Genomic DNA, 20,010 nt, shown 5'->3' with positions numbered 1-20,010 from the left:
TATTTTACGACTAAGACGCCGCAACCATTTGTAATAATCGTTCAACCACTTTATTTGCAGTGGTGCCTTCCGCTTGTGCTTGGAAGCTTAACAATAGACGGTGGCGTAATACAGGGTAAGCCATCGCTTGCACATCTTCAGGGCTAACAAAATCACGACCGGCTAACCATGCATGTGCACGAGCACAGCGGTCAAGCGCTAACGTCGCACGAGGACTCACGCCCATTTCTAGCTGTTTCGCTAAGTCTTGGCAGTATTGTTCAGGCTTACGCGTCGCCATAGTAATACGAATAATGTATTGTTCGATCTCAGGCGCCATGTAAATCGACAGCACTTCTTTACGCGCTTTAAATATTTCACTTTGCGCTAAAGGCTGTGGTTTCTCAGCTTGTTCACCTAGGGCTTCACCACGGTTCAAACGCAGAATAGCCAATTCGTCTTCAGCACCAGGATAATCAACATCCAAATGCATTAAAAAACGGTCAAGTTGCGCTTCTGGAAGAGGGTATGTCCCTTCTTGTTCAATCGGGTTTTGTGTCGCCATCACCAAGAAAAGCTCTGGTAATTGATATGTGTTTCGACCTGCAGTGATTTGTTTCTCTGCCATTGCTTCTAACATTGCCGCTTGCACTTTAGCAGGGGCACGGTTGATCTCATCGGCTAACACCAATGAATTAAAGATAGGACCCGGTTGGAAGGTAAACTCTCCGGTCTCTTGGCGATAAATATCCGTCCCCGTTAAATCTGAAGGCAAGAGATCTGGTGTAAATTGAATACGGTGGAAATCCCCTTCAATAGAATCGGCCAAAATTTTCACGGCACGCGTCTTAGCAAGGCCAGGAGGACCTTCAACTAAAATATGGCCGTCAGCAAGAAGGGCTATTAATAACTGCTTCACTAATGCAGGCTGACCAATGACTTGAGATTCAAGATAAGTTTGTAATTGTTGAATTTTTAACGCTGGCATATATCACCCATTTTCTGGATTACGTAGTAATTATTTCTTTGTGACCGATGAAAATCACATTAGTTCCTAATAATATGAGGTTTAATTATGATTATTCAACTATTTAGCGAATGAATTAAATTGTAACTATTTATTAAAGAAATGTGGTTGGTAGTCGTTATATAAAAGGTCTATTTTAGCTGTGGAAAAATTATGATTAATCTAACAATAAAACAGAAACTCGTCGCCGGTATTATTATCGCTATCATTGCTTCGACTTCTCTTGTGGGCATTGTCGCTCAAAAAAAAGCGTTCGATACACTAGATGAGCGTTTAACTACTCTTGAACTGCCAACCATTCTTGAACAAATTGGTGGTGAAGTGGATAAAGAAGTCGCGGTGATCTCTTCTGCGGCAGAGCAAATGGCCAATAACAGTTTCATTATTGATGCCATTTCTGATCCAACAACTTCTCCTGAAAACCAAACCATTCTTATTAAGCAATTAAATCAATTAAAGCAACAATATCAATTGAATGACGCTTCGGTCGCTAACCGTAATAATGCGTATTATTGGAACCAAGATGGTTTTTTACGCCAGCTTACACAACAGCAAGATGGGTGGTTCTTTGGCTTCACTCAAGGTGGACCAGAGCGAATGCTGAATGTATTCACAGAGCAGAATGGTGAGGTTAAACTCTTTGTTAACTTTCAACAATTGAATGGCGTCTCTATGGCTGGTTTTTCAAAATCACTCGATGACATGGTAGCGCTGCTTAATGGGTTCACAATAGAAAAAACCGGGTTTGTTTATTTAATGGATGGTAATGGTGACATTAAGATCCATAAAAGTAATAGCATTATGGGGAAACAATCGATTAGTGATGTGGTTGGTTCTCAAGAAGCCTCAGTTTTACTTACCAAACAGAACTTCAATTTAAGCCGTATCAACAAAAATGGAAAAGAGATCTTTATCGCCTCTCATTATATCCCATCAATGGAGTGGTTTATTGTTGCAGAAGTCCCCGTTGATGAAGTGTTTGAAAGCCTTCATGCGTCAACTCAAGACATTCTTATGTGGATTGTGGGCATCATTGCGGTATTTATAACGTTGGCAATTTGGGGCGCAGGCTCAATTACTAATAAGATTAAAGAGCTAGCACACCGTTTCCGTGAATTGGGTGAAGGTGAGGGCGATTTAACCCACCGTATCGAAGTAAAAGGCAATGATGAAATAGCAGAGCTATCAAAAGGGTTCAATAGTTTTGTCGAAAAGATCCATTCAACAGTGACAGATGTGGTTGAAACCGGGCATGTATTACACACAACGGCTGAAAATGTTGCACTAAAAGCAACGTCAACTCGTGATAATAGTGAAATGCAGCGCGATCAAACCTTGCAAGTTGTGACAGCAATTAATCAAATGGGAAGCACGATTAACGAAATTGCTTCTAATGCCGCGAGTGCTGCACAGTCAGCAAGTAAAGCGGAAGCAAGTACCCAAGATGGTCGTCAAACGGTCATTGAATCTCGTGATGCGATTACCCAGCTTGAAGGTGATTTGGTTCAAGTGAGTCATGTGGTGGAACAACTTGCAGGAACTACACAAGACATTGGCTCTATTCTTGATGTTATTCGTGGTATTTCTGACCAAACTAATTTATTGGCATTAAATGCAGCCATTGAAGCCGCACGCGCTGGTGAACATGGACGTGGATTTGCCGTGGTTGCTGATGAAGTCCGTCAACTAGCAAGCCGCACTTCAGAATCTACCGATGAAATTCAAAAGATGATTGATCAGTTGCAAGCTGAAGCTCAAAATGCCGTAACAGCAATGGAAGCAAGCCATGCAGTAACAGCGCGTGGTGTTCAATCAGCTGATACTGCAACGGAGGTTCTAGCAGGAATTGCGTTAAGTATTACCGATATTTCAGATATGAATACGCAAGTTGCCACTGCAACAGAAGAGCAATCAACCGTGGTGTATACGATTAATCAAAATATCGAAGAGATTAATGGTATTAATGAGTTAACCACGGCAACAGCTCAAGAACTTGCCGATTCAAGTCAGCAATTAAATGCACTTTCACAACGATTAGATCAATTAGTTGGTGCATTTAAAGTATAAGCGCTCGCTTAGGTTTACCTTTTTATGCGATTTCTTGTAGAATAACGTCAATTGTTTTATATGAATTGAGAAAATAATCATGAGTGATTTTGAAAAAGAACTGCAAGATATGATTCAGCAAGAATCGGATAAACCTGAAGTGGCATTGCCTTCAATCGAAGAGCAAAAAGCGATTGTTGCAGAGCTAAAGCGTCTTGAGGAAGCAGGAGAACTAACTCCTGAAGCGTTAGAAGCGCATTTTGGCAAGTTTAACGAAACACAAGCTCCGCTTCACTAATTAACAGAAGTACTCTGTTTTTATACAATACCTAATAAAATGCCAGCATTCGTGCTGGCATTTTTGTATTCGATGAAAGGAAGATTAGATAAGCGTTGAGAGCAAACCAATCACGCCACCAAAGATGCCGCCCCAAACAACAAGCCAACCTAGGTGCTTCTTAATCATATCCTGCACCATTTCTTTCACTAATTTTGGTGTCAGTTCATTTAATCTTTGATCAATGATCTCTTCAATCGTAATTTGGATGTCATCCATCATGGCTGGGCTTTCTAGTTCTTCTTTTAAAGCCTGCTTAAATTGATCTTGCTGACTTATTTCTGTAATTGAAAGCTTCATTTTCTCGATGAAAGGTTCACGCATCGGTTGAATTGCTTCGCTGCCACCCATCATTGCTAGCATGCCGCCAAATTGAGAGTTCATAATGACTTCGACCAGAGAATCAAACGCCAGCGATAAGTCAATTTTTTCAATCACAGGCTCTAGATTAATATTAGTCGCCGATGCCATTTCTTTTGATAAAAACTTATCTACGTTAGTTTTAGTGAAAAATTGCTCCATCATTAAACGTTTAATACTGGCTTTAAATTCTTCGAATCGCGCAGGAATAACACCAGAGCCGTATAATCCTGGAACCTTCTCAAACAACATATGAATAGCAAGCCAGTTAGTAAGCGCACCAGAGAAGGCAAATAAGCCAATATAGTACAATGTATTTTGTTGCATGCAGTAACCAATAACTAACAAGAGTAGTGACATCAAGTTCGTTATCATGCTTTTATTTAACATATCAAGCCTATGTAGATAGAAGAAGAAAATTTTGTGAAGTTTATCAGCTACTAAAAGCTGACAACAAGTGAAAATGTGTTTTTGATCTGGATTGTTGAGTGTAAAATGGCACAAGACACAATAAGCACATGCACTAGAGGCTAAGTTATGAGTATTTGGAAGCGTCCGATGGATTTGGCTATATTAAACGCCACATCTCGTAATACATTAATGGAAGCATTAAATATCGAATATTGCCATTACGATGCAGATTCTATTACAGCATCAATGCCTGTAAATCCCGTGGTGCATCAACCGTTAGGAATGCTACATGGGGGAGCTTCTGTTGCGTTAGCTGAGTCTGTTGCATCTATTGCTGCTAACTGGTGTGTCGACGAAACAAAATATTGTGTAGGGTTGGATATTAATGCCAATCATATTCGAGCAGTCCGAGAAGGCACTGTTTACGCTAAAGCAAAACCGGTGCATTTAGGTGCAACCACTCAAGTTTGGCTAATTGAAATTAAAGATCAACGAGAACGCTTAGTTTGCACCAGCCGCTTTACGGTTGCTGTGATGAAAAAGAAAAAGTAGCGGCTGTTGTGGAGAAGAAAATGGAACAAAATGAAATTTTAAGTCATGCTCATGAGCTACCAAAGATCCCTAAAGTGATCCGTGAGATGATGGAACTTGTGAATGACCCTGAAGTAGAGCTTCAAGAATTAGCTCGTACAATTTCAATGGAACAAGTGGTTAGTGCTCGTGTTATTCGTTTAGCGAACTCTGCACATTTTTCTCGTGGTAAAAGTGTGTCATCAGTTGACCAAGCGGTTGTTCGCCTTGGACTTGAGCCATTAAAAACATTAATTATTGCATCGTCATTAGTCAGCGCATTTCCTTATGTTGAAGTGATAGATTTAGAAGAGTTTTGGCAAGAGACATTTGAAGTCGCTATATTAAGTAAGGCCATTGCTCAAAGTTGTGATGTAAACCCTAATGCTGCCTTTACTGCAGGTATGCTGCATAACATCGGCGACTTAATGATTTATACGGTGATGGCAGATCAAGTTCCGGCTATTTTTGAAAAAATGGAAACGGGCAGTTCTAAAGTGTCAGCACAACGCTCAACCATTGGTACGGATAGTGCTATTCTTGGTTCAAAGTTGGCTGAGAGTTGGTCTTTTTCTGACGAGTTGGTGTTTGCTATTTCTGAGCAATATGAACCAAAAATCGATAATATTTATTCACCTTTAGCTGCAACAGTACGTTTAGCCAATGCAATCAATCGCCATTGGGATGAGCTTGTTACTATGGATGCAAAATCGGTTTGGCTTTCTGAGCAAATTGAAGCGGATATCCTTTCTGTCGATGGTTCTATTACTGAAAAAGTCGATGCAGTGAAAGGTTCAGGCATTGAAATGGCTAGATTGGTAATGTAAGCATGCAAAAAGAGTGGATGTTATCGGCACTGATTGGTACTTTTTTTGCCATTATTTCATATTTAGCCCCTGACTTTATTATCAGTAAAGTTTTGGTTATTATCGCAGTTATTTTTTTGGCGAAAGCAGTAAAAGCTATTTTTTACTCACTAAAGCATCGCCAATATGAAATGTAGCTTTTAGGAACTATTTACTCAAAATCGAGTGGACTCTTTGTTCCTGAAAAGTGCAAACCAATGACATGCGTATAAATTTGGGTCGTTTTGATATCAGAATGACCCAATAATTCTTGTATTGTTCTTAAGTCTCCTCCGCGCTCTAAAATTCTTGTAGCAAAGCTGTGTCTAAATGTGTGGCAACTTGCTTTTTTGTCTATTTCTACTGTTCTGATTGCTATTGTCACTTGTTTTTGTACGCTTCTATCTAATATATGGTGACGTCGTCGTTTACCTGTACGGGGATCTTTGCTGATTTGTTTAGATGGAAATACATATTGCCAACCATAACTTTTAGCTCGATGAGGGTACTTTTCGGCGATAGCAAAAGGAAGGTAGACTTCATCATCTCCATTAATCGCATCCATTTGGTGTTGCTGTTTTACAAAGGCTAACTGTGTTTTAAGCTCTTTAATTATGCTTTCTGGTAGTACAGTTGTTCTGTCTTTATTGCCTTTTCCACTTCGTACTGTGAGTGTTTTATGTATTAAGTCAATGTCATCAACCCTTAAGCGTAGAGCTTCATTAATTCGTAAACCACTGCCATACATAAGTTGTGCAATAAGCTTGGTTGGATGTTTGAGTTCATTTATAACAGCTATTGCTTCACTATGAGTGAAAACGGTAGGTAGTTTGGTTGCTTTTTTGGAACGCTTGAAATCCAAGTTATCGACTGATTGCTGTAAAAATTCACGACATAAAAATATCAGGGCATTTAATGCTGTTTTTTGTGTATTGGGGGATACATTTTGTTTTACAACGAGATGATTAAGGTATTCAGGAATATCAAAAGCATCAATCTCATCTTTTGATGCGTAATTGTTGTGTCGAATAAAACAGCTTATCCAATAGATGTATTGCTTTTCGGTATTGTAGGCCATTGATCGTGTACGAATGAATATTCGTATTTGATCGGTAAATCGTTGTGAATCGGGTTTAAGATCTAGTGGGATGTCCATGATTGTAACTTTATTGGTGAATAGATGATGATTGAATTGTAGTTCCTGAAATTTGGCCTGCAATGTGGGTTCGCATATTTGTAAGGCATATAGAGTTTTGCTGGAATTGTTCTTTTAATCAATTACATGGAGTAAGGTTGAAAAGTGGGATATACGAACCATTATCGTATATTCTTTGTGATTTTCATGGTGTTTTGGCTGTTAGGCCGTTGGTTTTAAAGTAGAATGTAGTGTTATTGTGGTGGTGGAATATATTCGGTAGAGATTACGAATGTGATGGGTATAATTAAATGTTGTGCGTACTGAGTCCGAAATTTTTTGCACGGTTCATCAAAAGGATCGCGGCTTTCGTAGTTTCGGCTTAGTAAGCGTGAATTTCTTCTTTGTTGCCTTTTGGTTTTCGTATCATTAAGTTCGGCAAATTAGCCATTATTTCCATAAGTTCAGGCGTTTCAGCGGCTATTTTACGCTTCAATTGTTCTTTGGTTATGCCTCATTTTAGTTTGCATCAGTGTTTTGCTCGCAGCATTTCCAATCCCAATTGTGGTTAGGATATTTGGTTTATCAGTTCCAAACTAGTTGAAACCAAGCCGTTCAAATGTCGTTGAAAATGTATCTATTTCCCATTCACTTTATCTCGCAATTTAAGAACATTTTGTTCGCTTAATTACTATCCGTAAATTAGAATCAGGGCTTAGAAAATCTTGGCAGGGCAGTTCGTTATCAAGCTAGCCAAGCCGAAAGTAAGCACGCACAACAATCGCATCAACACGATGCTTATTACATTCGGCGTTTTTGGTTTGAAGTGTAATTGGTTTGGAAAGTTGGTCGTCAGCACGTGTTATGCAAGCGTTATATGCAAAAATGAGTTTATGAGCTAAATAGGGTAGAATTCTATTTTTGAACTGTAGTGAGCCACAAATGAATAAGCCCGTCGAGCAAAGAATTGGTAACATCGCCTTAGTTGTTGAAAATTATGATGATGCAATTGAATTTTATACTAAGAAACTTCAATTTGAGCTTATCGAAGATACGGATTTAGGCGGTGGTAAGCGTTGGGTTCAAATATCTCCACCTAATTCCACGGGTACAAATTTACTATTGGCTCAAGCAAGTAATGATGACCAATTAAAATCAGTTGGCAATCAAGCTGGCGGTCGTGTTTTCTTATTTCTTCAAACTAATGATTTCTGGCGTGACTATAAGTTTATGAAAGCTCAAGGTGTCGAATTTACTGAAGAGCCACGTGTTGAAGAATACGGTACAGTTGTTGTATTTAAAGACTTATACGGTACAAAATGGGACTTATTGCAGTTAAATCAAGCTAACTAAGTCTGTAGCATATAACAAATGCATCAACACGATTTGCTACACTCGGCGTTGTCAGTTTGTCTTTAGTTTCAGTGATTAAGGCAGTAAAATTTAGCTAGGTCTGTATCGTAGCAAACGTGTTATGCAGGCGTTATGTTTATAGCCCAACTTGGGTACTTTTAAGAGGAATATATGGCAGTCGAAGCACTGGATTTTATAGTAAATAAACCTTTATATGAGGTTTGTGAATACAGCGATAATGAGCTTTCTAAAGGCGCAGAACTTTTTCAGTTTAATCAATCATTTGACTGTTTCTGCCCTGAATGTGGCGAGCACAGCATTTTTCGTGGTTACTCAAGTATTAATGTACGAGTTCTTGATAAGCCGAATGTTTGGGTGAATCGTGGAATGTTTGAGATTTATGCTGAATGTAGCCGAGTTAAAACACATCGTTTAGTTTTTATGTTCATTGCTAATGGTAAAACTATTCAGAAAATTGGTCAGTTACCATCTTTAGCTTCGTTGCATCTTTATGATGTAAAGAAATATAGCAAAGTGCTTGAAAAACAGTATTTCCAAGAATTTACAAAAGCAGTTGGCCTTGCTACTCATGGCGTTGGTGTTGGATTCTTTGTTTATTTGCGCCGAATTTTTGAGGCTTTAATTGAAGATGCACATCAAAAATTAAAGGGTTCAGTAGGTTGGAATGAAACAGTATATGTTCAATCTCGCATGCAAGAGAAGATTGAGATATTGGCAAACGAACTACCGGATTTTTTGGTTAAAAATAAAAATATTTATGGTATTTTGAGTAAAGGTATCCATGAACTTAGTGAAGATGAGTGTTTAAATGCTTTCCCGATTGTTAAATTGGGTATAGAACTTATTCTAGATGAAAGAATTGAAGCTAAAGAAAAAGCAGCGAAACTCGAAAGTGCACATAAAGCTATGCAAGCATTAGCTAGCAAAATATAAACATAACAAATGCATCAACACGATTTGCTACACTCGGCGTTGTCAGTTTGTCTTTAGTTTCAGTGATTAAGGCAGTAAAATTCAGCTAAGTCTGTATCGTAGCAAACGTGTTATGCAGGCGTTATACCGTTAAAAGGAGAAATTGACATGGAATTAGTTGTACCATCACTGGAATTGAAGTCAGCATTCTTTGATTTCTTCGAGGATTATGCAGCCAACGACATTGGTAATATTGAATCGTACTTATTGGGAAAAGAGGATTTTTCTTCGTATATTCAAAGTTTAACTGATGAAAGTAACGGAATTAACTTACGTGAAGGTTATGTCCCATGCAGCCACTTTTGGCTAATTAATGTTAATCAGTCTATTTTGGGCGTGGTTCGTATTCGTCACAATATAAATAATGAGTTTCTAGCACTGGAAGCGGGTCATATTGGTTATGATATTGCACCATCATTTCGCCGAAATGGTTATGGAACATCGATTCTCAAATTGGCTTTAACTAAAGCCAAAGAACTTGGGCTCAATCGAGTACTATTAATTGCTGACGAAGACAATGTAGCTTCACGAAAAATAATAGAAAGTAACGGTGGTAAATTTGAAAATATCATAATGGGTAAGGTCTTTCCGGATCCATCAGCAAGGTACTGGGTATGCTGTTAGAAACGGTATAACAAAGCAATCAACACGATGCTTATTACACTCGGCATTCGCGGTTTGGAGAGTAATTGGTTTGGAAAGTAAGGCGTTCGCACGTGTTATTGCGGCGTTATGTGCTTTTGTGGTCAAAACTGAGTATCGTTTTGGAAATCAATTAGCTAACAGAGTAAACTCAGTCAAAATTACTATTGTTGAGGTTAAAATGGCATTCTCAGAATTTGAATTAAAAAGATATGGAAAGGTAATCGAGGATTTTTTAGTAGTTCATCGTCCACCTGTCGAATTGAGAGCGCAGGTTGATATCTCTTATCGTATTGACGGGCAAAGTATCGAAATATTTGAACTTAGACCTGTCTGGAATGATCCTACCAAAATCACTGAATGCTCAATTGCAAAAGCAACTTACGTTAAATCTAAAAATGAGTGGAAAATTTACTGGATGAAATCTGATTTTAAATGGCATAGCTATGAACCAGTCCCATCAGTAAAGGAATTGTCTTCTTTTACTGAAACAGTTGCTGCTGATGAGTATAGTTGTTTTTGGGGTTAAAAATAGAACGCACATAACAAATGCATCAACACGATTTGCTACATTCGGCGTTGTCGGTTTGCCTTTAGTTTCAGTGATTAAGGCAGTAAAATTCAGTTTAGTCTGTATCGTAGCAAACGTGTTATGCAGGCGTTAGCTGTATTAAGGGAGGTTAATCATGTTCGAAAGTTTCAAGCAGCATTTTGACTATGTCGCATTAATAGCATTTTTGGTTAGTATATTACCGATATTACAATATATCAGTGAGCGGCTTTATTCCGGACGATATTTTAAAATTCGTAATATTGAGTTACTGCATTCATGTATGGCGAGTCCAGCTAACATAGCTAACCGCCTCGTTGTTGAACATCTATTTTATTCAATTTTTAAGGTTAAAGTGAAATTTGATATAATAGAGGTGCTTCTTACTCAGTTGAATCCATCAGAGTCGATTGAGTTGTTCAAGGATGGCAAAAAATATCTCGAAATTAGTTCAGGAAGGTTTGATCTTAAAGAGAAGTATCGGTCAAAAAGAAAACAAAAAGTAGAAAGGTATTCGTATCAAATTAAAAGTTTAGCGTTGTATATAATAACGTCAGTGTCGTCATTGACCTTAATTTTAGGCGTTTTTGATTACTTTAAAGTAAACGAATTGTTTGAAGTGCATTTTATTACGTTCAATATTGTTTGGATGCTTTTCCTATTGTTAGTCGCTTTAATACTTGGTGCAATTGCTATCATTATAATGACAAGAACCGTCGATATAAGAGCAGCTATCAAGTTAATAGATAATCAAGTTACTAATAGATCAAAGTGGTACTATTAATACAGCTAACAAAGCAATCAACACGATGCTATTTACACTCGGCATTCGCGGTTTAGAGTATAATTGGTTTTGTAAGTCAGTCGTTCGCACGTGTTATTGCGGCGTTATACGAACTCTGAGAATGCAGTTTTTGGTTCAGTTCAGCGATTGAACCATTAGCTTTTTAGGTGTGAAAGTAGGGTGGTTTATCTTTTTCTTTATTGCCTTTTGGTGTTCGTTTTATCAGGTTCGGCATTGAACTATTATTGCCCCAAATTCAGGCGTTTTAGAAACCAATTCACGCTTCAATTGTTCTTTGGTTATGCCTCATTTTAGTCTGCATCAGTCTTTTCCTCTCAGTATTTTCAATCCCAATTGTGGTAATGATATTTGGTTTATCAGTTCCAAGCTAGCTGCAGCCAATTTGTACAAATGGTGTAAGAAAAAGGGATTGTTTCGTTTCACAGTTATTGTCGTTGGTTGGATATTTTGCTCGCTTAATTGAGCTAGTCTAATTAAACTCAGTTTACAGCAAATCTTGGTAAATCAGTTCTTTACCAAGTTAATTGGAGCGAAAGCAAGGCTCGTATAACAAAGCAATCAACACGATGCTATTACACTCGGCATTCGCGGTTTGGAGTATAATTGGTTTTGTAAGTCGGTCTTTCGCACGTGTTATTGCGGCGTTAGCTGCTTCTTTGTCGTGTTAGTTTTATGTGATTTTCATATATGTTTTAATTAGCCCTCGATTTCATGGTATACAATGCAAGCAATTGGTCTAGTTTTTAATTTTATGGATAATTAAAATGGCAAAAGTATTAGTGAGTTCTTGTTTATTGGGCTGCAAAGTCCGCTATGACGGGAATAATCTTGAAGTAAATACGAGCGAGTTTGATGAGTTTATTGAATCAAATGACATTATATCCTTTTGCCCTGAAGTTGCTGGCGGCTTGCCAATACCACGCATTCCCGCAGAAATATGCGGTGGTACAGGAAATGACGTCCTTGATGGGTCAGCTAAAATTCTTGGCAAAGATGGTAGCGATGTAACAAAGGCCTTTTTAAACGGTGCTGAACTAACTCTTAAAATGTGTCTAGATAATGACGTTGAATATGCAGTTTTAACTGAATCAAGTCCATCTTGTGGCAGCTCCAGTGTTTATAATGGTAAGTTTGAAGGTGTTAAGGTCTCAGGAAAGGGCGTAACTTGCACTTTACTTGAAAATCACGGTATTAAAGTTACAAGCCAACATCAATTAGCAAGGTTAAAAATTTAAATCGCAGCTAACAATTTCATCAACACGATTTACTACACTCGGCAATCTCAGTTTGCCGGGTGTTTATCGTTTTAAGGCGTCAATATTAAGTATAATTACATAGTAGTAAACGTGTTATGCAGGCGTTATGTGAATGGAGTCTAAAATGTCCTCAGTCCCAAAAAATAAAGATGAGTTAGTTGATGCGATTAGCTCTATTTCATCTAAATTATTAGTTGATTATCAATCTATTCCATCGGAGTTATCTCGTGATTTGGAAATTGAAGGAAACGTAAAAAATACAAAAGTTAGTGTTTGCGATACTCTTTCATATTTAATAGGTTGGGGTAAGCTTGTTCTTAAATGGTATCAGCTAAAATCAGATGGAAAGCCTGTAGATTTCCCTGAAACCGGTTATAAATGGAATCAACTAGGTGAATTAGCTCAAAGCTTCCAGGCTCATTATAAAGACTGGGATTTCGTTGATTTACAGCTTGAGTTTAAATCGACAACTAAAGAAATTTTAGATCTAATTAATAGCCTTGATAATTATGCTTTATATGAAATCCTGTGGTATGAGCAATGGACGTTAGGACGAATGATCCAATTTAATACATCGTCACCAATGAAAAATATGAGAACAAAAGTAAGACGTTTTAAAAAGGCTCATGGGATAAATTAGGCAATTCACATAACAAATGCATCAACACGATTTACTACACTCGGCAATCTCAGTTTGCCGGGTGTTTCTCGTTTTAAGGCGTCAATATTAAGTATAATTGCATAGTAGTAAACGTGTTATGCAGGCGTTGTGCGTACTGAGTCCGAAATTTTTTGCACGGTTCATCAAAAGGATCGCGGCTTTTGTAGTTTCGGCTTAGTAAGCGTTCCTTTCTTCTTTGTTGCCTTTTTTCTTTCATTTCATCAGGCTCGGAAAATTAACCCTTATTTCCCCAAGTTCAGGCGTTTCAGAAGCTATTTTACGCTTCAATGGTTCTTTGGTTATGCCTCATTTTAGTCTGCATCAGTGTTTTGCTCGTAGCATTTTCAATTCCAGTTGTGGCGAGTGTATTTAGTTTATCAGTTCCAAATCTGCTGAAGCCAAGCAGTTCAAATGGCGTAGAAATATATCTGTTTTCCATTTACTTTATCTCGCAATTATAAGAACATTTTGTTCGCTTAATTGGCATTGGTAAATTAAAATCAGGGCATCAAAAAATCTTGGCAGCGCAGTTCTTTACCAAGTTGGCCAAGCCGAAAGTAAGCACGCACAACAATCGCATCAACACGATTTATTACATTCGGCGTTCTGGGTTTGCCTTTAGTTTTGTGATTAAGGCGGTTAATTCAGGTTGGTTTGCATAGTAATAAACGTGTTATGCCAGCGTTGTGCGTACTGAGTCCGAAATTTTTTGTACGGTTCATCAATAGGATCGCGGCTTTCGTAGTTTCGGCTTAGTAAGCGTGAATTTCTTCTTTGTTGCCTTTTGATTTCCGTATTATCAGGTTCGGCAAATTAGCCTTTATTTCCCTAAGTTCAGGCGTTTCAGAAGCTATTTTACGCTTCAATTGTTCTTTGGTCATGCCTCATTTTTGTTTGCATCAGTGTTTTTCTCACAGCATTTTCAATCCCAATTGTGGAAAGGATATTTGGTTTATCAGTTCCAAATCTGCTGAAACCAAGCCGTTCAAATGGCGTAAGAAATGTATCTGTTTTCCATTCACTTTATCTCGCAATTTAAGAACATTTTGTTCGCTTAATTACTATTGGTAAATTAGAATCAGGGATTAGAAAATCTTGGCAGGGCAGTTCTTTACCAAGTTGGCCAAGCCGAAAGCAAGCACGCACAACAATCGCATCAACACGATGCTTATTACATTCGGCATTTTTGGTTTGAAGTGTAATTGGTTTGGAAAGTTGGTCGTCAGCACGTGTTATGCAAGCGTTATACGAACTCTGAGAATGCAGTTTTTTGGTTCAGTTCAACGATTGAACCATTAGTTTTTTAGGTGTGAAAGTAGGGTGGTTTTCCTTTTCTTTGTTGCCTTTTGTTGTTCGTTTCATCAGGTTCGGCATTGAACTATTATTGCCCCAAATTCAGGTGTTTCAGTGGCTAATTTACGCTTCAATTGTTCTTTGGTTATGCCTCATTTTAGTCTGCATCAGTGTTTTGCTCTCAGCATTTTCAATCCCAATTGTTGTTGGGATATTTGGTTTATCAGCTCAAAACTGGCTGAAACCAAATCGTACAAATGGTGTAAGAAAAAGGGATTGTTTCGTTTCACAGTTATTGTCGTTGATTGGATATTTTGCTCGCTTAATTGAGTTAGTCTAATTAAAATCGTTTTACAGCAAATCTTGGTAAATCAGTTCTTTATCAAGTTAATTGGAGCGAAAGCAAGGCTCGTATAACAAAGCAATCAACACGATGCTATTTACATTCGGCATTCGCGGTTTGAAGTGTAATTGGTTTTGTAAGTCGGTCTTTCGCACGTGTTATTGCGGCGTTAGGTCTTTTTAAAGGTATTATGTAGATGAAAGAAGATATAGAAAGAGTAGCTCAATTATTTAAAGAGCGAACCAAAGGGCTATCTCAAGGAGATTCACTGGCTCACTTTGAACAACAGAAAGAGCAATATGAAAAAGAATATTCTCAATTTCTTACACATTATGAGAAAAAAAGTTGTTATTTATGTGGGAAGCCCTTGAAAACAATTAGCACTTCTAAACCATGTCTGCATTGGTTGTTGCGTGAATGTAAATTCAAAAAGAAAGATTTCCCTAAAATCACAGAACATTTTGATTTTTATAACATTTCATCCTATTTACGTTGGGTTGCTAATGCTGAAGCGGGTTCAAGAAATATAAATAATCTCAAAGAAGAAAGTAGTGAGCGAAAGGTTTTTGAAGTTACCATAAAATGGAAAGATATTGAATGGACTTTAGATTGTTCTAAAAACGATCTAGCGGGACATGAAGGTAGTAAAACCGATTTCCCTCATTGGCATTTTCAAATGAGGGTTGGTGGTAATCAATTTATTAATTTTAACGATTTTCACATACGTTTTTCGAAAGATGATCAATTGAAAATTGCTCTTGAAAGTGACGAAGACTCCGGTTTTATACATTCTTTTGGCCCCGGTGGTGAAGGAATGCAAGAGCATATGGATCGAATGGCGGAAGACCCAGATAAATTTATCTCTAATGCTATCTCAACATCAAATCCAGATGAAGGTTCTGTTCATATGCAATCTATAATTACTGGACCTGAAGGTGGAATTTCAAGTGAGAAAATAAACGAAGCTATGGCAATGGCAAGAACTACTGGAAAAACTTTAGCACATTGTTTCAGGGAAGTTCTAGGGGAGGAGAAAGGAGTTTCTATTTCAACTGTAGCTAGTCCGGCAGAAAGCGTACCGGAAATTGCAAAACGAACAGAGCGCAAACGTAGATAAAAACCTAACAATCGCATCAACACGATTTACTACACTCGGCAATCTCAGTTTGCCGGGTGTTTCTCGTTTTAAGGCGTCAATATTAAGTATAATTGTTTGGTAGTAAACGTGTTATGCAGGCGTTAAATGACTAAGAGTTATATGAATGAATATTTTCAATAGAAATGAAGACCTAGAAAAAGAAATAGATATTAGACTCTATAAAAAGAAAGGTTGTAATGGATTAAGAGTATATTCGATATATATATATATCGATAGATTAAATGAATGTATCGATTCATTTGATCAAGATGGATTTGCAAAAAAAGAGTTGGAAAAATTGTTGAAATATCACTCTAAGTTGCATTTTGATTATGATGATTTTCCAACAGAAATGAAAGAGCATATAAGAAAATTATATGAATTTGTAAAGGAGTTAAAGTATAAGCTAAATATACCTTATGTAGGTTTATATAAAAGCAATGTGAATAACGCTATAAGTGACTTTATCTCAAAAGCAGTGAATTGGAATTTCAAAGTTAATGATATAGTTGCAGCATATAGTCCTTATGCTCAAGTTAGAGATTATGGTTTGATTCTAGTTGATAGGTATGTTAACTATATATATGTTTGTGGTGACGGTGATGTTACTCAGGATTTGAAAGGGAAATCTACTTACATTTTATATAAAAAAGATAGTTATAATGTTAATGAGTTAATATCACTTCCTAATGTTCATAATGTTATTTCATTTGTTAATAATGATGATTTTGATATTTATCACAAACTGTGTATTAAAGATAATCATAGAAGAACATATATCAAAATCTTAGATCTATTAACTAAAAACTATCCTACGGATGATGTTTTTTCTATTAGATTAAAAGAAAAGACAAGAAAAATCATCGAGCGAATTTCATATTTTCAAGATAAATTTTCATATGGAAGGTATGAACGTAATAAAAGTAAATTTAAATATGAAATTAAAGCAATAACAGCAAACAACCAAAGTTTAATTCATGATTTAAAAGAATTCTATGAATTTAGAACGTTAGTGGATGAAGCTGAATATTTGACTGATAATTTAGGTTCGTTAAGTGAACTTTATTCTAATTATCATAAAATAAATAGCAACCTTCACGACTCGCTTAATGTCATTAAAAAAAATAGATTTTTATATAGAGGGAGAAGTAAAGGGTCAATTTTCTCGGAAGAAAATCTATCAGCAATATTGAAAACTATGCTGGAAATAAAGTTTGATAATAATTTTGTTTCTGTTAATCAAGAAGCAATTAATGGTGCTGGTTTTACGGATATTGAAATAGAAATCAACAGAGTTACTGTGTCAATTATTGAGTGTAAACTTTTAAATAAAAATAAAAATAAAAGTAATAATATCGAATCTTCTCTTTCGAAGGGGATAGACCAAATAATATATCGGTATTCAAACCCGATACATAAATATTTTGATATGCCTCCTAAACTATTTTTATTGCTTTTTTGCGTTGATCCTGAATGGGGTAATATTAGAAAAAAAACGTTTGAATCATTGGATGCTTATTGTCGTAGGAATAATTATAAATTAGAAATTAAGGAAAATTATAATACGACAACCCTGTGCGTTTCTTTGAATAAAGAGGATGCTAATTTTGGTATTCAAATTTTGAATTTAGACATAGTGATTTGCGAGTTGGAGGATAAAATTGATTTAGATCGAACAAATCTTAAACCATATGATAAAAATTGGTGAGTCTCGTCATTTAACAAATGCATCAACACGATTTACTACACTCGGCATCTCAGGTTGTCGGGTGTTTCTCGTTTTAAGGCGTCAATTTTAAGTATAATTGCATAGTAGTAAACGTGTTATGCAGGCGTTACACGAACTCTAAGATCGCAGTTTTTTGGCTCAGTTCAGCGATTGAGCCATTAGTTTTTTAGGTGTGAAAGTAGGGTGGATTTCCTTTTTCTTTGTTTCCTTTTAGTTTCCATTTCATCAGGTTCGGCAATTGACCATTATTGTCAAAAGTTCATGGATTTCAGAAGCTAATTCACGCTTCAATTGTTCATGGTTTTGCCTCATTTTATTCTGCATCAGTGCTTTGCTCTCAGTATTTTCAATCCCAATTGTGGCGAGGATATTTGGTTTATCAGCTCCAAATTGGCTGAAACCAAATCGTACAAATGGTGCTAGAAAAAGGATTGCTTTGTTTCGCAGTTTTTGTAGTTGAACGTTTCTTTTGTTCGCTAAATTAGCTTTTGTAATTTAGAATTGGTTTCTAAATATTATTGGTAAATCAGTTCGTTACCAATTAAAGCGAAGCGTTGACAAAGATCGTGTAACAAAGCAATCAACACGATGCTAATTACACTCGGCGTTTGTGGTTTGGAGTGTAATTGGTTTTGAAAGTCGGTCGTTCGCACGTGTTATTGCGGCGTTATAACCTCAAGAGGAAATCATGGAATTAGAGACTTTTGAACATAAGGATTATGATCAGCTTACTGCTTGGATAGATAGTGAAAAACTGTGTTATTTGTGGGGCGGGCCAGCTTATAAATATCCACTTACTCACGACCAAATTGAAATTCATTGTAAGCAGTCGCAGGTGTTTCCATTTCTGTTTACTGCCGAGAATAATCCTGTTGGTTTTGTGGAGCTTTATCAAGTTTCAGTTAATGAATTTCGTATCTGCCGTGTATTTATTTCGCCTGAATATCGAGGCCAGAATCTAGCTCAAACCATGCTACAGCTACTTATTGAAAAAGCTCAGGTTAATTACAAAGCTAATTTACTTACATTAGGTGTTTTCAGCCATAATAAATCAGCAATTTCATGTTACGAAAAATTGGGTTTTGTAGAATTTGAGCAGATAACTAATAGCCTATCATTTGATGGTGAGAGTTGGGATTTGTCACGCATGGAAAAACGGTTATAACAAATGCATCAACACGATTTGCTACACTCGGCATTGTCAGTTTGCCTTTAGTTTCAGTGATTAAGGCGTTAAAATTCGATAAGTCTGTATCGTAGCAAACGTGTTATGCAGGCGTTACACGAACTCTAAGATCGCAGTTTTTTGGCTCAGTTCAGCGATTGAACCATTCGTTTTTTAGTCGTGAAAGTAAGGTGGATTTCCTTTTTCTTTGTTGCCTTTTAATATTCGTTTTATCAGGTTCGGCAATTGACCATTATTGCCAAAAGTTCATGGATTTCAGAAACCAATTCAGGCTTCAATTGTTCATGGCCTTGCCTCATTTTATCTTGTATCAGTGTTTTGCTCGCAGCATTTTCAATCCCAATTGTGGCGAGGATATTTGGTTTATCAACTCCAAACTTGCTGAAACCAGATCGTACAAATGGCGTAAGAAAAAGGGATTGTTTCGTTTCACAGTTATTGCCGTTGAAATGATATTTTGCTCGCTAAATTGAGCCAGTCTAATTAAACTCAGTTTTAAGTAAATCTCGGTAAATCAATTCTTTACCAAGTTAATAGAAGCGTTGACAAAGATCGTGTAACAAATGCATCAACACGATTTGCTACACTCGGCGTCGTCAGTTTGTCTTTAATTTCAGTGATTAAGGCGTTAAAATTCAGCTAAGCCTGTATGGTAGCAAACGTGTTATGCAGGCGTTATAATTTTTCTTAGTATTGCTGAATATTTATACTTGCACTATAATTGGTACAAAATTAAGTACAATTAAGGTGCTATTTATGACTCGACTAAGATTAGACCAAGATATTCAACCACTTTCAGAATTTAGAGCTGGCGTAGCGTCGTTTATTCGTCAAATTAACGAAACTCGCAGACCTTTAGTTATCACTCAACGTGGTAAAGGTGTCGCTGTTGTTTTAGACGTTGCTGAATATGAAGCAATGCAAGAAAAAATAGAGTTACTGGAAGAGGTGCAACAAGCTGAAGCACAAATCGCTAGTGGTTTAGGTTTATCAAATGATGATGCTCGTTCTAAAATCTTAGGGCGCTTACGTTCATGAATGTTATTTGGTCACCGCTTGCTTTAGACAAAATAGGGCAGACAGCTGAATACATTGCATTAGATAATCCATCGGCGGCAGAAAAATGGGTTAACGACGTATTCGATAAAGCTGAGAATTTAGGTTCATTTCCAGAGTTGGGCCGTCTTGTCCCTGAGCTGAATAAAGCCAATTATCGTGAAATCATTTTTGGTAATTACCGCATTATTTATAGCGTAACGTTAAGCATAAATATTTTAACGGTTCGTAACTGTAGTCAATTGCTGACTATGGCTGATATATAAAATTATAACAAATGCATCAACACGATTTG

At 36.9% G+C, this 20,010-nt stretch carries 20 protein-coding genes; 17 read left to right on the top strand and 3 right to left on the bottom strand.

All coding sequences use genetic code 11. The annotated features are described in order from the left end of the window. Positions 1-10: 10 nt before the first annotated feature. Positions 11-967, bottom strand: a complete 957-nt coding sequence (locus tag PVK63_RS04045) for an AAA family ATPase (protein WP_065593597.1) — start codon at positions 965-967, stop codon at positions 11-13. Between the two features lie 192 nt (positions 968-1,159). Here PVK63_RS04045 and PVK63_RS04040 point away from each other — a divergent pair, with 192 nt between their 5' ends. After that, the gene (locus PVK63_RS04040) at positions 1,160-3,073 is read left to right on the top strand and encodes a methyl-accepting chemotaxis protein (RefSeq protein ID WP_130086389.1); all 1,914 of its coding nucleotides are present in this window, start codon (positions 1,160-1,162) and stop codon (positions 3,071-3,073) included. Between the two features lie 79 nt (positions 3,074-3,152). Then, entirely contained in the window at positions 3,153-3,350 is a 198-nt protein-coding gene (locus PVK63_RS04035) for a restriction endonuclease subunit S (RefSeq protein WP_130043760.1), read from the top strand. Between the two features lie 84 nt (positions 3,351-3,434). Here PVK63_RS04035 and PVK63_RS04030 read toward each other — a convergent pair whose 3' ends face one another. Then, positions 3,435-4,139, bottom strand: a complete 705-nt coding sequence (locus PVK63_RS04030; RefSeq protein ID WP_130086390.1) for a DUF445 family protein — start codon at positions 4,137-4,139, stop codon at positions 3,435-3,437. Positions 4,140-4,286: 147 nt separating this feature from the next. Between PVK63_RS04030 and PVK63_RS04025 the strand changes: the two genes are divergently transcribed. Genes PVK63_RS04025 through PVK63_RS04015 form a run of 3 tightly spaced genes read left to right on the top strand, consistent with a single transcriptional unit; the run spans position 4,287 to position 5,733 of the window. Further along, a complete protein-coding gene (locus PVK63_RS04025) occupies positions 4,287-4,712 on the top strand; it encodes a hotdog fold thioesterase (protein ID WP_130086391.1) in 426 nt (141 codons plus the stop codon). A gap of 20 nt (positions 4,713-4,732) precedes the next feature. Next, the gene (locus tag PVK63_RS04020; protein ID WP_130086392.1) at positions 4,733-5,557 is read left to right on the top strand and encodes an HDOD domain-containing protein; all 825 of its coding nucleotides are present in this window, start codon (positions 4,733-4,735) and stop codon (positions 5,555-5,557) included. Between the two features lie 2 nt (positions 5,558-5,559). Continuing rightward, positions 5,560-5,733 (top strand): hypothetical protein, encoded by a 174-nt coding sequence (locus PVK63_RS04015; RefSeq protein ID WP_130048801.1) that lies wholly within the window; start codon positions 5,560-5,562, stop codon positions 5,731-5,733. A gap of 14 nt (positions 5,734-5,747) precedes the next feature. Here the strand turns inward: PVK63_RS04015 and PVK63_RS04010 are convergent, their stop codons facing one another. Continuing rightward, positions 5,748-6,731: an integron integrase gene (locus PVK63_RS04010; RefSeq protein WP_130086393.1), complete on the bottom strand. Its 984-nt coding sequence runs from the start codon at positions 6,729-6,731 to the stop codon at positions 5,748-5,750. Positions 6,732-7,652: 921 nt separating this feature from the next. Between PVK63_RS04010 and PVK63_RS04005 the strand changes: the two genes are divergently transcribed. From PVK63_RS04005 to PVK63_RS03950, 12 genes are all read left to right on the top strand, one after another. Beyond that, on the top strand, positions 7,653-8,063 hold the full coding sequence (locus PVK63_RS04005; RefSeq protein ID WP_274439869.1) for a VOC family protein: 411 nt from the start codon (positions 7,653-7,655) through the stop codon (positions 8,061-8,063). A gap of 171 nt (positions 8,064-8,234) precedes the next feature. After that, positions 8,235-9,017 (top strand): hypothetical protein, encoded by a 783-nt coding sequence (locus tag PVK63_RS04000; protein ID WP_274439868.1) that lies wholly within the window; start codon positions 8,235-8,237, stop codon positions 9,015-9,017. Positions 9,018-9,164: 147 nt separating this feature from the next. Beyond that, positions 9,165-9,680, top strand: coding sequence for a GNAT family N-acetyltransferase (locus tag PVK63_RS03995; RefSeq protein ID WP_274439866.1), 516 nt, complete (start codon positions 9,165-9,167; stop codon positions 9,678-9,680). Positions 9,681-9,750: 70 nt separating this feature from the next. Further along, entirely contained in the window at positions 9,751-10,227 is a 477-nt protein-coding gene (locus tag PVK63_RS03990) for a DUF3024 domain-containing protein (protein WP_274439865.1), read from the top strand. 157 nt (positions 10,228-10,384) lie between these two features. After that, positions 10,385-11,032: a hypothetical protein gene (locus PVK63_RS03985; protein ID WP_274439864.1), complete on the top strand. Its 648-nt coding sequence runs from the start codon at positions 10,385-10,387 to the stop codon at positions 11,030-11,032. Positions 11,033-11,817: 785 nt separating this feature from the next. After that, complete coding sequence (locus PVK63_RS03980; RefSeq protein WP_274439863.1) at positions 11,818-12,288, top strand: DUF523 domain-containing protein; 471 nt, start codon at positions 11,818-11,820, stop codon at positions 12,286-12,288. Between the two features lie 145 nt (positions 12,289-12,433). After that, complete coding sequence (locus PVK63_RS03975) at positions 12,434-12,949, top strand: ClbS/DfsB family four-helix bundle protein (RefSeq protein WP_155660267.1); 516 nt, start codon at positions 12,434-12,436, stop codon at positions 12,947-12,949. A gap of 1,853 nt (positions 12,950-14,802) precedes the next feature. Then, positions 14,803-15,723, top strand: coding sequence for a hypothetical protein (locus tag PVK63_RS03970; protein ID WP_274439862.1), 921 nt, complete (start codon positions 14,803-14,805; stop codon positions 15,721-15,723). A gap of 145 nt (positions 15,724-15,868) precedes the next feature. After that, positions 15,869-17,452 carry a hypothetical protein gene (locus tag PVK63_RS03965; RefSeq protein ID WP_130088314.1) on the top strand — a complete coding sequence of 528 codons (1,584 nt, stop codon included), beginning with the start codon at positions 15,869-15,871 and terminating at the stop codon, positions 17,450-17,452. A 709-nt stretch (positions 17,453-18,161) separates the two neighbouring features. Further along, positions 18,162-18,638: a GNAT family N-acetyltransferase gene (locus PVK63_RS03960; protein ID WP_130088315.1), complete on the top strand. Its 477-nt coding sequence runs from the start codon at positions 18,162-18,164 to the stop codon at positions 18,636-18,638. Between the two features lie 777 nt (positions 18,639-19,415). Then, on the top strand, positions 19,416-19,697 hold the full coding sequence (locus PVK63_RS03955) for a type II toxin-antitoxin system Phd/YefM family antitoxin (protein WP_063650544.1): 282 nt from the start codon (positions 19,416-19,418) through the stop codon (positions 19,695-19,697). Next, positions 19,694-19,981: a type II toxin-antitoxin system RelE/ParE family toxin gene (locus tag PVK63_RS03950; RefSeq protein WP_060994190.1), complete on the top strand. Its 288-nt coding sequence runs from the start codon at positions 19,694-19,696 to the stop codon at positions 19,979-19,981. The genes PVK63_RS03955 and PVK63_RS03950 overlap by 4 nt, the downstream gene beginning before the upstream one ends. Positions 19,982-20,010: the final 29 nt, after the last annotated feature.

Origin of the sequence: Aliivibrio sp. S2TY2 (genome assembly GCF_028765525.1) — a bacterium.
GTDB classification, from domain to species: Bacteria; Pseudomonadota; Gammaproteobacteria; order Enterobacterales; family Vibrionaceae; genus Aliivibrio; species Aliivibrio finisterrensis_A.
The sequence above is the reverse complement of the archived record's forward strand: the minus strand, read 5'-3'. Positions and strand labels throughout refer to the sequence as shown.

Bases quoted from the DNA above. Each gene is read 5' to 3' on its own strand.
- PVK63_RS04045 (WP_065593597.1), bottom strand. From the start codon at position 967: ATGCCAGCGTTAAAAATTCAACAATTACAAACTTATCTTGAATCTCAA.
- PVK63_RS04040 (WP_130086389.1), top strand. From the start codon at position 1,160: ATGATTAATCTAACAATAAAACAGAAACTCGTCGCCGGTATTATTATC.
- PVK63_RS04035 (WP_130043760.1), top strand. From the start codon at position 3,153: ATGAGTGATTTTGAAAAAGAACTGCAAGATATGATTCAGCAAGAATCG.
- PVK63_RS04030 (WP_130086390.1), bottom strand. From the start codon at position 4,139: ATGTTAAATAAAAGCATGATAACGAACTTGATGTCACTACTCTTGTTA.
- PVK63_RS04025 (WP_130086391.1), top strand. From the start codon at position 4,287: ATGAGTATTTGGAAGCGTCCGATGGATTTGGCTATATTAAACGCCACA.
- PVK63_RS04020 (WP_130086392.1), top strand. From the start codon at position 4,733: ATGGAACAAAATGAAATTTTAAGTCATGCTCATGAGCTACCAAAGATC.
- PVK63_RS04015 (WP_130048801.1), top strand. From the start codon at position 5,560: ATGCAAAAAGAGTGGATGTTATCGGCACTGATTGGTACTTTTTTTGCC.
- PVK63_RS04010 (WP_130086393.1), bottom strand. From the start codon at position 6,731: ATGGACATCCCACTAGATCTTAAACCCGATTCACAACGATTTACCGAT.
- PVK63_RS04005 (WP_274439869.1), top strand. From the start codon at position 7,653: ATGAATAAGCCCGTCGAGCAAAGAATTGGTAACATCGCCTTAGTTGTT.
- PVK63_RS04000 (WP_274439868.1), top strand. From the start codon at position 8,235: ATGGCAGTCGAAGCACTGGATTTTATAGTAAATAAACCTTTATATGAG.
- PVK63_RS03995 (WP_274439866.1), top strand. From the start codon at position 9,165: ATGGAATTAGTTGTACCATCACTGGAATTGAAGTCAGCATTCTTTGAT.
- PVK63_RS03985 (WP_274439864.1), top strand. From the start codon at position 10,385: ATGTTCGAAAGTTTCAAGCAGCATTTTGACTATGTCGCATTAATAGCA.
- PVK63_RS03980 (WP_274439863.1), top strand. From the start codon at position 11,818: ATGGCAAAAGTATTAGTGAGTTCTTGTTTATTGGGCTGCAAAGTCCGC.
- PVK63_RS03975 (WP_155660267.1), top strand. From the start codon at position 12,434: ATGTCCTCAGTCCCAAAAAATAAAGATGAGTTAGTTGATGCGATTAGC.
- PVK63_RS03970 (WP_274439862.1), top strand. From the start codon at position 14,803: ATGAAAGAAGATATAGAAAGAGTAGCTCAATTATTTAAAGAGCGAACC.
- PVK63_RS03965 (WP_130088314.1), top strand. From the start codon at position 15,869: ATGAATATTTTCAATAGAAATGAAGACCTAGAAAAAGAAATAGATATT.
- PVK63_RS03960 (WP_130088315.1), top strand. From the start codon at position 18,162: ATGGAATTAGAGACTTTTGAACATAAGGATTATGATCAGCTTACTGCT.
- PVK63_RS03955 (WP_063650544.1), top strand. From the start codon at position 19,416: ATGACTCGACTAAGATTAGACCAAGATATTCAACCACTTTCAGAATTT.
- PVK63_RS03950 (WP_060994190.1), top strand. From the start codon at position 19,694: ATGAATGTTATTTGGTCACCGCTTGCTTTAGACAAAATAGGGCAGACA.